This is a genomic window from Bartonella sp. CL434QHHD, from assembly GCF_042195145.1.
In the GTDB taxonomy this organism is placed as follows: domain Bacteria; phylum Pseudomonadota; class Alphaproteobacteria; order Rhizobiales; family Rhizobiaceae; genus Bartonella.
Genome location: NZ_JBHINT010000042.1, coordinates 94,394 through 108,250 on the forward strand (window position 1 = coordinate 94,394; position 13,857 = coordinate 108,250).

Annotated in this window: 15 protein-coding genes; 4 read left to right on the forward strand and 11 right to left on the reverse strand. The window is 40.8% G+C overall.

Going from position 1 to position 13,857, the window contains the following annotated elements:
- Window positions 1-13 precede the first annotated feature (13 nt).
- The 7 genes from edd to ACFILN_RS07600 all read right to left on the reverse strand — a co-directional run bounded on the left by edd (window position 14) and on the right by ACFILN_RS07600 (window position 8,546).
- Entirely contained in the window at window positions 14-1,837 is a 1,824-nt protein-coding gene (gene edd, locus ACFILN_RS07570; protein ID WP_375671204.1) for a phosphogluconate dehydratase, read from the reverse strand.
- A gap of 56 nt (window positions 1,838-1,893) precedes the next feature.
- Window positions 1,894-2,646, reverse strand: coding sequence for a 6-phosphogluconolactonase (pgl, locus tag ACFILN_RS07575; RefSeq protein ID WP_273790379.1), 753 nt, complete (start codon window positions 2,644-2,646; stop codon window positions 1,894-1,896).
- Between the two features lie 10 nt (window positions 2,647-2,656).
- A complete protein-coding gene (gene zwf, locus ACFILN_RS07580) occupies window positions 2,657-4,129 on the reverse strand; it encodes a glucose-6-phosphate dehydrogenase (protein ID WP_375671206.1) in 1,473 nt (490 codons plus the stop codon).
- 120 nt (window positions 4,130-4,249) lie between these two features.
- On the reverse strand, window positions 4,250-5,533 hold the full coding sequence (locus ACFILN_RS07585) for an NAD(P)/FAD-dependent oxidoreductase (protein ID WP_375671235.1): 1,284 nt from the start codon (window positions 5,531-5,533) through the stop codon (window positions 4,250-4,252).
- 11 nt (window positions 5,534-5,544) lie between these two features.
- Complete coding sequence (locus ACFILN_RS07590) at window positions 5,545-6,972, reverse strand: glutamine synthetase family protein (RefSeq protein ID WP_273790377.1); 1,428 nt, start codon at window positions 6,970-6,972, stop codon at window positions 5,545-5,547.
- Between the two features lie 456 nt (window positions 6,973-7,428).
- Complete coding sequence (locus ACFILN_RS07595; RefSeq protein WP_375663704.1) at window positions 7,429-7,644, reverse strand: class I SAM-dependent methyltransferase; 216 nt, start codon at window positions 7,642-7,644, stop codon at window positions 7,429-7,431.
- Between the two features lie 218 nt (window positions 7,645-7,862).
- A complete protein-coding gene (locus ACFILN_RS07600; RefSeq protein ID WP_375645303.1) occupies window positions 7,863-8,546 on the reverse strand; it encodes a hypothetical protein in 684 nt (227 codons plus the stop codon).
- A gap of 506 nt (window positions 8,547-9,052) precedes the next feature.
- On the opposite strand from ACFILN_RS07600, the gene ACFILN_RS07605 reads away from it, so the two are divergent.
- The 4 genes from ACFILN_RS07605 to ACFILN_RS07620 all read left to right on the forward strand — a co-directional run bounded on the left by ACFILN_RS07605 (window position 9,053) and on the right by ACFILN_RS07620 (window position 12,441).
- A complete protein-coding gene (locus ACFILN_RS07605) occupies window positions 9,053-9,565 on the forward strand; it encodes a radical SAM protein (protein ID WP_375667302.1) in 513 nt (170 codons plus the stop codon).
- Window positions 9,562-10,305, forward strand: coding sequence for a hypothetical protein (locus ACFILN_RS07610; RefSeq protein ID WP_375667303.1), 744 nt, complete (start codon window positions 9,562-9,564; stop codon window positions 10,303-10,305). Before ACFILN_RS07605 ends, ACFILN_RS07610 begins: the two co-directional genes overlap by 4 nt.
- Before the next feature lie 10 nt (window positions 10,306-10,315).
- Window positions 10,316-11,536 (forward strand): MFS transporter, encoded by a 1,221-nt coding sequence (locus tag ACFILN_RS07615; RefSeq protein WP_375643332.1) that lies wholly within the window; start codon window positions 10,316-10,318, stop codon window positions 11,534-11,536.
- 779 nt (window positions 11,537-12,315) lie between these two features.
- Window positions 12,316-12,441: a hypothetical protein gene (locus tag ACFILN_RS07620; protein ID WP_375631000.1), complete on the forward strand. Its 126-nt coding sequence runs from the start codon at window positions 12,316-12,318 to the stop codon at window positions 12,439-12,441.
- A 48-nt stretch (window positions 12,442-12,489) separates the two neighbouring features.
- Here ACFILN_RS07620 and ACFILN_RS07625 read toward each other — a convergent pair whose 3' ends face one another.
- The 4 genes from ACFILN_RS07625 to ACFILN_RS07640 form a co-directional block, all read right to left on the reverse strand.
- Window positions 12,490-12,657, reverse strand: a complete 168-nt coding sequence (locus ACFILN_RS07625) for a hypothetical protein (RefSeq protein WP_375637524.1) — start codon at window positions 12,655-12,657, stop codon at window positions 12,490-12,492.
- A 65-nt stretch (window positions 12,658-12,722) separates the two neighbouring features.
- Entirely contained in the window at window positions 12,723-12,899 is a 177-nt protein-coding gene (locus tag ACFILN_RS07630; RefSeq protein ID WP_375637525.1) for a hypothetical protein, read from the reverse strand.
- 423 nt (window positions 12,900-13,322) lie between these two features.
- Complete coding sequence (locus ACFILN_RS07635) at window positions 13,323-13,496, reverse strand: hypothetical protein (RefSeq protein WP_273790372.1); 174 nt, start codon at window positions 13,494-13,496, stop codon at window positions 13,323-13,325.
- Window positions 13,497-13,536: 40 nt separating this feature from the next.
- Entirely contained in the window at window positions 13,537-13,725 is a 189-nt protein-coding gene (locus ACFILN_RS07640; RefSeq protein WP_375612108.1) for an NADPH-dependent FMN reductase, read from the reverse strand.
- Between the last annotated feature and the right edge of the window lie 132 nt (window positions 13,726-13,857).

Genomic DNA, 13,857 nt, shown 5'->3' on the forward strand with positions numbered 1-13,857 from the left:
ATTTTTGCATTTTTCATGTCATAAAAACAGATGCCCCTTGATCTGCACGATTAACGGATTGACGAAAAACATGAAAAAGTTCGCGTCCAACACCATGTTCGTTTTTTGAAAGATCTGGAGGTATGATTTGTCGCGCGTTAAATTTTGCTAAATCCTCCAAAAGAGTTAATTTACCCTCATGAGCATCAAGAAAAACAATATCACCATCCTGCAAACGTGCAATGGGGCCATTATCCACTGCTTCTGGTGTCACATGGAGGGCAGCAGGAATTTTTCCTGACGCTCCTGACATACGCCCATCGGTTATCAATGCTACCTTTTGACCGCGATCTTGTAAAACGCCTAAAATGGTCGTTAATTTATGAAGCTCTGGCATACCATTGGCTTTTGGTCCTTGATAGCGAATAACAGCGATAAAGTCTTTATTATGCAACACTCCAGATTTAAAAGATTTTTGTAGTTCCTCTTGATCATTAAAAACAAAGACTGGTGCTTTAATCTGCCAATACTCTGGTTTAACAGAGGAAACTTTTATAATAGCTGTTCCCAAATCTCCTGATAAAACACGAAGACCACCATCAGACTGAAATGGCTTTCTCCACCCTGCTAACACCTTATGATCACCACTTTCCTTAAGAGCCGCTTCACGCACCACATGACCATCAGCAGAAAGCTTTGCTTCAATTGCATAAGCATTGAGATCTTTACCAAAAACCGTAGAAACATCTTCATGGACCAAGCCTGCCTCGATAAGCTCGCGAATAATAAATCCCATTCCCCCCGCAGCATAAAAATGATTAATATCTGCTAAACCGTTAGGATAAATGCGCGCTAAAAGAGGCACAACGGATGAAATTTCTGCAATATCATGCCATGTCAATTTAATACCGCAAACAGCAGCCATAGCAATCAAATGAATCGCATGATTGGTAGAACCTCCTGTTGCATTTAATCCTACAATGGCATTCACAAAAGAACGCTCATCAATGATCATACCAAGTGGACTATAATGATCACCAAGATCTGTCATTTCAAGTACACGTTTCGTAGCTTCTTTTGTTAAAGCATCACGCAACGGTGTATTAGCATTAATAAAAGAAGCTCCAGGCATATGAAGCCCCATCATCTCCAGTATCACCTGATTAGAGTTAGCTGTTCCATAAAATGTACATGTTCCTGGCCCATGATAAGAACGTGCTTCTGATGCTAGAAGTGTTTGGCGATCTATTTTATTTTCCGCGTAAAGTTGACGTATCTTCGCTTTTTCATCATTACCTTGACCACTCGTCATGGGACCAGCTGCTATAAAAATTCCTGGTAAATGACCAAATGTTAGTGCACCAATCAATAAACCTGGTACAATTTTATCACACACCCCAAGATACAATGCTGCATCAAAGACATCGTGTGATAAGCTTATAGCTGTCGCCATTGCAATTACTTCACGCGAAAAAAGGGAAAGCTCCATCCCCGCATTTCCCTGCGTAACACCATCGCACATCGCGGGAACACCACCTGCAACCTGTGCAACACCACCAACCATACGGGCCGACTCTTTAATTAAGTGAGGAAATTTTTCAAAAGGTTGATGCGCTGAAAGTATATCGTTATATGCCGTGATAATGCCAATATTCCCAACAATATTTCCCTTCAAACGCTCTTTATCTGTTGCACCACAAGCAGCAAAGCCATGCGCCTGATTGGCACATCCTAAAAAACTTCGTTTGGGGCGATGAACTTGTGCTTTTGCAATACGATCTAAGTAAATTTCTCGTGTTGATTGAGACCGTTCATAAATCCTTCGTGTAACTGTGGCAATTGTCTTGGAAAGTGCCATATTTCTCTCCCCCTTTCATTGTTGCTGCCCCTCATTCATTGAGAGAGATTACGTTTTTATTCACCTTGTGTCGCATATTTTGATTCACTTATTTCATTTTCTGCAGGCGACCAATAAACCTGAACGAGATGAGGGGAATTACGCAAAATTGCCCGAATAGGCATTTCTATTTCAGACCCGTCTTGACAAGCCTCTTCAAAACAATCGCGTTTCTGAAAACCTTCAAAATGGAGAATAATACAACGAGATTGCATAATAACTGGCAAAGTTAGTGAGAGTCTTGGCTCAACAGCACTCTTAGCATGAAGGGGTAAAACAAGTGCTTGTGTTCGTAAATCAAGCGCTTGCTTTAAACGATCAGCATCAGGAAAAAAAGAAGCCGTATGTCCATCCTGCCCCATTCCTAAAACAACAACATCAAAGGGTTTAGGCAAAGTATTAACACGACTCGCCGCTGAAAAAGCAGCAAGTTCAGCAGTAATTGCTTTATGATAAAGCCCTACAAAACGTGCTTTTTCGGCAAAATTTTGTAACAAATGACACCGTACCATATGTTCATTTGAACGTTCATCGTGTGTAGGGACAAAACGTTCATCGACCAAAGTGATAATAATATTTTGCCAATCAATATCCGCTTTTGACAAATAATGAAAAAACAATGCTGGTGTTTTACCACCAGACACCGCTAAAACTGCTCTCTTGCGCTCAAGAACAGATACACTAAGCTCTGCGGCTACTCGATCTGCCAATGCCAAGGCTAAAGTCTGAGGGGTTTCAAAATCTAAACGGTCAATATTCATTCTATACATACTTATTGCTCTAAACTAAATTGTTCCATATACGCCCATCACGTTCCATGAGGCTCATCGAAGCAGACGGCCCCCACGAACCAGCATTATAACTGTGAACAGGCTGTTTTATTGCTTCCCACCCCTCAATGATTGGATCAATCCAACGCCAAGCAGTCTCAACTTCATCACGACGCATAAACAGTGTTTGATCTCCACGAATAACATCCATTAATAAACGTTCATAAGCATCAGGATTACGTTCAGAAAATGCGGAAGCAAAACTCATGTCTAATGGAATGTGACGAAACCGCATACCGCCATAACTTGGATCCTTAATCATCAACCATTGTTTTACACCTTCATCAGGTTGGAGACGAATTACAAGCCGATTAGAAAAAATTTCATCTAAATCCACATTAAAAATATTATGAGGAATAGGTTTAAAAACCACAACAATTTCAGACATTCTCGTGAACATGCGCTTACCTGTTCGTAAATAAAAAGGCGTATTAGCCCAACGCCAGTTATCAATCTTAACCTTAAGGGCTACAAATGTTTCGCTCTTACTCACTCTTCCCAAATCATCAAAATAAGACTCTACAGATATACCATTTGATAGACCAGAAAGATACTGCCCACGTACAGTATGCTGCCCTACATTATGGACATCAAGCGGTGTTAAAGAATGTAAAACTTTAAGTTTTTCATCACGTACAGCATTAGCACTGTTGGTAAATGGTATTTCCATCGCAACCAAACAAAGTAATTGTAGCATATGGTTTTGAACCATATCGCGTAAAGCACCAGTGCTTTCATAATATTCTGTACGCCCTTCTAACCCTAAAGATTCAGCAACGGTTATTTGAACATGATCAATATAATTGGAGTTCCATAGCGGTTCATAAAGTGTATTAACAAACCGCAATGCCATTAAATTTTGAACAGTTTCCTTCCCAAGATAATGATCAATACGAAAGATCTGCTCTTCATTAAAGGCGCTTGCAAATACATCATTAAGTGAAACCGCTGTTTTTACATCGCAACCAATTGGTTTTTCAATGATAATCCGTGTTTGTGGTGTCACCAAATCATTTTTTTCCAACTTCATCGCAATATCAGCAAAAAGTGACGAACCAACAGCCAAATAAAAAGCTCGAATATCCGCTGAATCTTGTGACAGAAGGAGGGCTAAATCCTCCCACCCTCGATTTGAGGAAACATCAACAGAAACGTAAGTTAAACGTGCAAGAAAACGATTGAGTTCTGTTGAATTTAGATCTTTTGGATGGATATGTTTTTCTAAAGAAATGCGGACAAAATTTTGATATTCTTCACGACTTAAGGAAGTGCGCGAAACCCCAATAATACGTGTTGGCTCACTGAATTGCCCAGCACACTGACAATGATACAAAGCCGGCAAAAGCTTGCGCAACGCCAGATCACCATTGCCACCAAAAACAATACAATCAAAGGAAGAAACTGGAATAATTTTACGCACCATGAACTTGTTTATTTTTCTATTCGATTATGAAATCCCATATCACTTATAAAAGCTTTCATCATTAAAGCAGACAGATACTAAATAAGCCATTAATTTTCTTCATTTCAAGCAATGTTTCCATTAAAGGCGATCCAATAAAGAAAACCAACGCATTGCTAAAAATATAAGCGGATAACGCAAAACTCTTCCCCCCGGAAAAGATGAAACCTTTAAGTCTTGGAAATAGGAAAAACGTTCATATTTTCCAGTTAACCATTCTGCGTATAATTTTCCCACGAAAGGAGCCAGCATAACGCCATGCCCTGAATAACCACCACAATAAGTCATCCTTGAAAAAATTTGGCGAACATAGGGCATGCGTTCAACTGTGATGGCAACCGTTGCTCCCCACCGATGGCTTAAATTGATAGAATGTAATTGAGGATAAATTTCAACAATTTGCCGTTTTATACGTTCATCTAAATTTAGAGGATGCTTATTATCATAACTTTCTACACCACCAAATAAGAGACGATTATCAATGCTTTTGCGAAAATAGCGAACCATAAAACGGGAATCATCAACCGATTCCCCCCCTATAAGAATTGAACTATGCTTTGGTAATGGGTCCGTTGCTCCAATATAAGAGCGAATAGAAACAATATTTTTTTCAATAAAACGCTCCAGACCAAGTTTATACCCATTTGTTGCAAGTAAAACATGCTCTGCTGTTACACTGCCTTTTTCTGTTATTACTTTCCAATGTGCTCCCTTGCGCCTTACGGTCGTTACTTGTGACTTCTCATAAAGCTTAGCACCAGCATCTTGTGCTCTTTTTGCCAACCCAATAATCAATTTTAAGGGATTTATATGACCGGTATCCGCATCATAAATACCACCACAATAAAAAGTTGATCCAAGTCGCTCAAATGTTTCAGCCTTATCCATAAAAGTAAGCGCGTGATAGCCATAACGCTGCATCGCCTCAATATGCCGTTGATAAGAGAGAAGCTCACGCCTTTTATGAGTTACAGAAAGCTGTCCTCCTATCAAATCACACGGACAATTAGGCATTGTGCATAAAGCTAAAATATCTCTTTTAGCTTCTTCTGCCAAATCAAACAGAGCCTTACTTCGCTCAAAACCATACTTTTTTTCTAATGTTTCTACCCATTGCCGTTGCCCTGTTCCCAGCTGTCCACCATTGCGCCCTGAAGCACCATCACCAAAACGTGATGCTTCAAATAAAACAACACCTACTCCAGCTTTGGCTAAATGATAAGCAGCCGAAAGACCCGTAAATCCGCCTCCAATAATGACCACATCACACTGTCTGTTTTCACAAAAAGAAGGATACGATGGACGTTCTCTTAAAGCATCTTCATACCAAGAAATTCCTGGAGAAATTGAATTATAATCAATCATCGTCATAAAATTTAAACATTCAGCAGGAGATATTCACGCTCCCACGGACTGATTACTTCCATAAAAGTTTCAAACTCTTGGCGTTTGATTGCAGCATAAGTACTGACAAACACATCCCCTAAAATAGCACGTATCACTGTATCTTGTTCAAACAAATTGACTGCCTCAATGAGTCCACGCGGCAACTCAATATTATCAGCGTTTACATTATTAGTCGCTGGCTCATCCGGCTCAATTTTTTGTTGCAAACCAATAAGACCACACGCTAAAGAAGCTGCAAGGGCTAAATAAGGATTCGCATCTGATGAAGGAAGTCTATTCTCAACACGCCGCGCTTGAGGAGCAGAACGAGGAACTCGAAAAGCTGTAGTACGATTATCATATCCCCATCGCAAATTAACAGGAGCCGAATTATCAGGAACAAGACGTCGATAAGAATTCACATAAGGTGCAAGCATCACAAGTACCCCTGGCATATGTTTTTGCAATCCACCAATAAAATGGCGAAAACAGATACTTTCTTCACCATTTTCCTGTGTAAAAATATTCATACCGGTTTTCTTATCAACAACCGATTGGTGAATATGCATAGCAGAACCCGGCTGCCCTTGAATGGGTTTTGCCATAAAAGTTGCATACATATTATGTTTTAGTGCTGCTTCACGAATTGTTCGTTTAAACATAAAAACTTGATCCGCTAATTCAATAGGATCACCATGACGTAAATTAATTTCAAACTGACCTGCTCCTTCTTCATGAATGAGGGTATCAATTTCCAATCCTTGTGCCTCTGAAAATTGATAAATATCATCAATCAAATCATCAAATTCATTCACACCAGCAATGGAATACCCCTGTCCACCACCAATTGAACGTCCAGAACGACCAACCGGTGGAACTAACGGATAATCAGGATCGGGATTTTTTTGTACCAAATAAAACTCAATTTCTGGTGAAACAACAGGGCTTAAACCCATTTTTGTGTAAAAGTGAACCACCGTTCGTAAAACATTGCGTGGTGTGTAATCTACAACCTGACCATTTTGATACACAAGATCACAAATCACCTGTGCCGTAGGAGCATCTTCCCATGGAACAATGCTTAACGTAGAAAGATCAGGCTCAAGGCGTAAATCACCATCTGCTTTAGGATATTCAAAACCATGACCATCTTCCGGATAATCCCCTGAAATTGTTGCCATAAAAACTGCTGAAGGCAATGCCAATGATGTTTCCGATGTAAATTTTTTAGAAAGCATCATCTTGCCCCGTGGTACCCCTGCTTGATCAGGCGTAATACATTCAATATCCTCTACCTTACGGAAAGCAAGCCATTGTGAAACTTGTTCCCAATTGTGCACACCACGTAAACTTTTGAGAAAACGAGAAACAGGTTTAAAATTCTTACTTTTCGTTTGTTTACCATTTTTTACATCCATAACATACCAACTTTAAAAACAATCAAGTCCTATTCTTATTGTATCAGCCCATGCATAAACGACACGAAAAAAATTTATCAACTGATATTTTGAATAATACTATAAGATCCATCAAGGTAAAAGAACTTTACGCTCAACAAGCTATCCTATCACCATAGTGAAAAAAATGATATTGCACGCGATACATCGGTGCTAACCTTCTCCTTATATAAAACAGCGAGAAATACCATATTGTACGTAACCTAATTCCGATTCAAATAATCATATATAAGCAAACATTGGTGAGAATAATAAAGGCGAGATATTTAATTTCCTTTTGGTTGTCGCAATGCTTAATTAAAAGAAAGGAAACTTTTCTTTTAATATGAAGCAAGTTTTGTAACTCTATTGTTATCCACATAGAAGTAAACACCCTAGTCATGGTGAGTAGCCTTTACAGCTAGTGCTTACAAACACTCACCCCGCCATAATATGCGTAAATGTATTTTCAGGATAAGACATACGCTCAACATTTCCGACATGAAACTTAACCATCGCCTGCATAACAGAGCTATCAACCTTGTTCTGAGCGAATGGTACAAACTCTGCACTTATATCAATTTCCACCGCTTGACATTGCACTTCGCACACAATATTTAGAGCTGAGAATCCAGTAGAGCATACCAAATCCAATAGATAGGAATTTTTGCTAATTGCGCCATGCGTGATCCAACATTTGATAGTCTCCAGCCCACTAGGAGGTGTGTTATTTATATCTAAAAAGCCAAAAAATCAGGATATGAGAACACAATAATATCAATTTCCTTTGAACTAAAGTCCTTCATCGTCGATCTTCCACCATCGTAAAATCTTTTTTGTATCAGTTGCTTTCACATACTTTGACTTATGACCTAGTGATACTGTGCAGATTGAGTACACATCCCCAGAGCCCAGATTGTAATTAAGTTCGTACCACTCTGCTCTTTTATAGAAAATAAATAACCATAATCTTCAGATATAATATGCCTAGATTCAATAATTACCGTAAGCTTATGTAAATCACAACCCAATTGTGATAATGCCTCATAAATTTTACGAGGGTATTCGTCATTGATCGTCACGGCATCGCAGAACGCTGTGGAAGTCGGATATCCCCCGCCTAGACTGATAAAACTTTTTTGATCCTTCAATGCGTAAATATCCTTTCCAGCCTTAGTTAAGGTGGATACTATTAACTCAGTCGAATTCAAATTAGAGCCCACATGCAAAGGCGCCCCATTAAGCCTAATCCTATTGGATTCTAGCAAAGATAATGCGGCACGTAACTCCGCCGCAGTCATACCAAAACGCAATCTATCCCCGTTTGCCAGTACATGGCACAATCTCAATGAGATTTTAGGCAATATGTCAAAATGGCGGGCAAGAGCGATGATGTCATGTAATTCGATAATATTATCACACTGGACATTTATATGTTTTCTAATAGATAATTCTATCTCTTCTCGAAGTTTTACAGGGATATCAAAAAATATATATCTACCTTTAAAATCATCTTTTTGCACTAATGATATTTCATAACCAGACGCAAATTCCAAGTCCCAGCAACATAACAATGATGCCCCGCACGTCCATTAAAATACCCTGCTTTTTCTCGCCCTAGGCATTCATAGCCCGACCACGTAAAACAGGATACCAATTACAATATCAGACCATAAGGCTGCAAGAGAAAGTTCTTTTATATTTTTATCTTTACATTGCCTCTTAAACAAGCTCGCCTGTTCATATAAGAAGTTATATGTATAATACATATAACTTCTACAAAAGGAGGATTCATTATGTTCCGTAAAAATCTTTGGTAATACACTCGGGTGATTGGGTCACCAGTCGCCCGTCAATAATATAGTGCGAGTTAAGAAATTGGGGGAGGTAAGTTATGCAACTCGTGGATCATCCTTTTGTGAAGTTCGACCAACTCAAGACGATTTACAACTTCACATATCCGTTATTTCGCACTATTTCAAATGAATTTTACGATTACCTAGACTTTAATAAACTAGCGCACAGTAAGAAAATTCCATAAGCGCGTACCATTTCTCTTTATTTGCATATTCCCTTTTGCGAAACCATCTGTTCCTTCTGTCCCTTTCAGAAAGGAGCCTACAAGCACGTTAAGCAAATCGAATCTTATATGTCAGCGCTTACCACAGAGATCAGAAACAAAGGAAATTTCATTCGCTCGCTTAGAGGGCACATCCGCAGCATCTATATAGGGGGCGGCACACCGTCGCTTTTGTCCGCAGATAATATCCGACACATCGGAAAAGTATTGCATGCCGAATTTGAGCTCTCTTCCTTAGCCGAATTTACACTGGAAAGCGAACCGAAGAGCGTCACACGTGATAAACTTTATGCTGCCCGTGAGATCGGCGTTAACCGGATCAGCTTCGGTATACAGAGTTTCATTGAGCGTTTCCGATCATTGTTTAACCTCACCTCAACACGTGAACAAATCAACAATACCGTGGCTTGGTCACAAGAGATAATTGGACATGTCGGTTTCGACCTACTATATGGCAGCACAGCCAGCAAGCCGAAGAACTATTATACGATTTGAAGCAAGCCAGCGAGCTTCACCCTGAAACCATCAACCTCTATGCAATCAACAATCTGGCTATCACGTCGCAACTGCATAAGTCTTACGCACAAAAAGGGCTAAAGCCATCCAGCCTACAGCATCGACAGATGCTTCGCTTATTTAGCGACATCGTTATGCGCAGCTGCGGCTATGCGCCGTGTAATGGGCATTCCTATATCAAAATTGCCAACAACACTCCTCTAACGCTCGCTAAAACGAGTTCAGCTAATTATTTCCGCTATCACAAATATTTGCATGGTTATCATGACGATTATGTGGTTGGCTTCGGGGCGTCAGCAATGTCGATTCTCGGCTCACTCGTCACACGAGCCAATCCCAGTCGAAGCGGATACATTACCGACATACAACTTAAAGGCAAATCCAAAGTATACTACAATTGGGTATCAGCGGAGCAACAAGCCTCCAAGGCTTTGTGTATGAGGCTACCTTATAACGGTTATGCCAAAAAAGAAAGAATTGACTGGACCGCACCCCCCTCTTTCGTATACAATAACCTACAACAGCTCATAGGTGCAGGTCTCATCGTAGAAAGTGATAACGATCTCCAGCTGACTCAGCGTGGTTGGCAATGGTATTCCAACCTTATGTATTTTCTTCTACCTCAGGCAGATAGGAATATCTTGGACGGCTATGTCGCAAACATGCTGAATACAACCGCCGTACTTGATGGAACAGCGGAAACCTGTATGGCATCTTAAGGAGAAAAGAATGTTCACGCTTTTTGCCAACAGGAACATACGCTATTTTTGCCTAACCGTTAGTCTGCTCGCCTTACTCAGCGGTGCTTTGCGCACTGCCATCCCGCTATTAGCAAGACAATCTGGATATGGCGTAGTCGGAGTAAGTTGGGCGCAAGGTCTCTTCTCATTAGCGTGGCCAATTTTCGGCATCCTTGCAGGCGCTTTACTTGATCGCTGCGACAAAATAAAACTTGCCACCACAGCTCTCCTCATCTTCATGCTACTGCATATTGTCCTGTTCATACTGCTCATGATACAGATTGCTCCAGCCGAACAAATTTTCTTCTATGCAACCATTGCTGGATTCATCGTCGTTTCTGCCGAAGCTTATATAATGACGATTCCACCACTTATCATGGAGGGAGAGCGATTGATGACCTTCTACTCAATTGTCTTGTTTTTAGATTTCGGGGTCTCCTATTTTCTTGCCCCTGTCATAACAAGCAGCATTTTAGGGCATGGCACACTGCTATTTCTTGGCTTGTTAATCGTGCTTTTTATCACATTGATTTTTACCGCTCGCCGTGCTGTTCCGACATCGCCAACACTTGATAAAGAAAACATCACTTTCCGTTATATTATTGCCGGCTTTCGTTTCATTTTTTCAAATCGGCATCTTACCTCCCTTACATTACTCACATTCTTTCTATCGGTGGTATTTGGAGCATTCCTAACCTCGTTCATCTTCTTCGTTACCGACAGTCGGTATCTGGGCCTACATAGCAGCCAATATGGCGTGATGTTTGCGGCCTACGCGCTTGGAACAATGGCAGGTGCCCTATTTGCGCCGCGTATACGTTATGCACCGGTGCGCCTAGCTGTTCTCACTGACGGTTTAGGAACGGTTGTCTTGCTGCTGATTCCAGCCTTTTCAAAAAGTGCTGTCGTCGTATGGGGCGTCACCTTTATCGCTGGCGTTGGAGCAAGTTTATGGTTTATTGGTGTTACCGCCTTCAGGCAGCGCCTCACACCAAAGCAACTTCTCGGGCGAGCTAATTCTGCTTTTCGGGTGATAGGCTATGCTGGAATGCCGGTCGGAAGCTTTTTGGTCGGCGTCCTTGGTTCTTTTATATCATTGCAGTTTGCTGCCGCCTTTATCGCTGGACTACTATTGGTGGCTATCGCGATAACGCTTCCATTTCTTTGGCAGGCTGATCATATAAACACACCCAATCCTGCCACGAGGTAACAGCTGCTTTTTAAAAAAGACACGGTCAAAAAAGGCACACATACCCTATTACGCAATCGATTGATCTGTTCTTTGGACGAGGAAATTATAACCATAATGGCTGATAGAGCCAGCGGCACTATAGAAGCAGCCAAACAAGCGCTAAAGACAAAACAGCCCCTTTACGTTGCATTGGGCGATGATCCAACGCCTATATGAAGGATGCAGAGAGCTTATAGCGCACAGAGCGCAATTCTTAACTAAAAACTCCGCCCTAGCAATGCCTACTTATACTCCAGTTAATCCGTCACCCGCTGGACATCAAATGCCTCACCCCTTTACCGCTCCTCAAAATACATTTTGTTGCACTTACGCGCCGTATTCTTCCTTTGTAATTAAAAGACCAGCCCTCCTTTCCTAATTTAGGATCTCTGCCTACACAACGAGCAACAGATGCGACCATATATGCAATCACGCCTTAGGGCCTGCATAGTAGGAAGCTTAGTTCGAGAGATTCATAAAGCCTATATCCCAATAAATTTTCCACCCAATCCACCTTTTAAAAGGGCGGATTTATATAAACCGTTAGAGCAAGCTATGAAATCCTTAGGTGTATTAGAAATAATTGGCTGTTTTTACCTCAGACCAATGTTGATTGACTTTTACTCGTGCATATACGCAAGCGGTGCTACTCTTTTCTCAGATAGAAAGGACATAATCGTTACCATCTGACCTATTATTGTTTGAAAATAAAGAACAAGTATCAGTGCGACTGATGATATTGAAGAGCTATCTCATTTGTGGCTGTACTTAATTACGGCATTGGGAAGCTAGACACGCAATCCCCCATTTCTGCGCGCCTTCTGCATGATATTCATAAGATTTTATTACGCGGTAAACGCGGTACGTCCAAAAGCCTTGGCTAATTTCGCAAAGCACAAAATTAGCTTGGCGGTACGCAATTAAAGACAGCGTCATTCGTGCCGCCCACTCCTACCACAGCCCCCCACTCTTTCTACCACCATCCCCCGCTTAGAATCGCGCCAACTCATCACCGGTGCCTCGTTAAACACCACACCAGTCTCAAGGGCGGTAAAATGCGCCTTGCCACATTTAATCTTCAGCATTTCTTTAAGGCGCAAATCAAACTCGCTATTCGTTCCTTTTGTTTCCAGTACAAAATAAAGCTTTTGCGCGCCATCTCACTCTAAAACACCCCCAAATCCGGCGTGTAAGAGCCTATGAGCGCCACGATTTTAAAGCTCCTTGGCAATTTAAAAAATAATTTTACTTCGGAGGCATTATCATTAATTTTGCGCAAATTCTTTCTCAATATTACTCTTATAAACCCCACATGATCATATACACTCTTCTCATTGACCACCGCCGGCCATATGATCGCCTTTTCCGACCTAATTTTACAGATATGGGATCAATCTCATTGTGATGCGCACATCCAGAGATTATTTTATCCTCTGCATTAGAACCAAAAACATGAACAATACGCAGAGGCTTCGGTAAGAAGGCCAACCGCTCAATCTCAACCTACACGAAAATACATGTGCAGGCGAATGCCCCCCATAATATGCAATATTTCAAGCCCGTCCATAGGGGTACCCCTTTTAAAAATTGTGCCTATGGCTTATAATAATCTCCAAAATATATATTTAGCCCTTGTCTGAAATAACTCAATTTTGGATTGATGAGAACGAAAACGCGCTGCGATAATCACGTTGCTCAGCCCTAATAACCGGCGAAGGGAGCCAATATTCCTGCACCACCAATGACTAAATAACGGTATTTCCTATCATTTTTGATCATATCCTCCACCCTTATTGTACATTTTATCAGCAAGATGTGCGCAGCAAGCCCGTACATTTACGCTGCTAAGTCTCCGTGTGCGGTTTTCATTCTCAAACGCAAAATCATCTTTAGCCGAAGCAACTTGATATTGCAGCGCCTGTCCATAAAGCGTATGCACAATTGGTACCAAATATACACAGGGCAGTGCGCATTTTGGGTTATATTGTCATGAGAGAGATGACCAAAAACTTTATCCCAAAAGCATTATACTCTAAATTATCAAGAGCATTCTTCAATCCCCCTGAATAAGACCCGTGATAAACAGGGCTTGCAAGAATAACATCGTTAGCGTCTGCGATTGTTTTGACAAATGCATGCGTTTTAGCATCACAATGGTAATGACTTATAAAAACAACAACTTTTTTAAATGCCTCCTCAACGGCGTATGAATATAAGCACGTTTTTTCTCGTCATTTTTTAAGGTATTAAACTCTTCCAATCTACCGAACTTACTCTTAAATTGTAGCCGAATGATTTTA

Excerpts from the sequence above, each read along its gene's own strand:
- edd (WP_375671204.1), bottom strand. The coding sequence starts at position 1,837 with ATGGCACTTTCCAAGACAATTGCCACAGTTACACGAAGGATTTATGAA.
- pgl (WP_273790379.1), bottom strand. The coding sequence starts at position 2,646 with ATGTATAGAATGAATATTGACCGTTTAGATTTTGAAACCCCTCAGACT.
- zwf (WP_375671206.1), bottom strand. The coding sequence starts at position 4,129 with ATGGTGCGTAAAATTATTCCAGTTTCTTCCTTTGATTGTATTGTTTTT.
- ACFILN_RS07585 (WP_375671235.1), bottom strand. The coding sequence starts at position 5,533 with ATGATTGATTATAATTCAATTTCTCCAGGAATTTCTTGGTATGAAGAT.
- ACFILN_RS07590 (WP_273790377.1), bottom strand. The coding sequence starts at position 6,972 with ATGGATGTAAAAAATGGTAAACAAACGAAAAGTAAGAATTTTAAACCT.
- ACFILN_RS07615 (WP_375643332.1), top strand. The coding sequence starts at position 10,316 with ATGTTCACGCTTTTTGCCAACAGGAACATACGCTATTTTTGCCTAACC.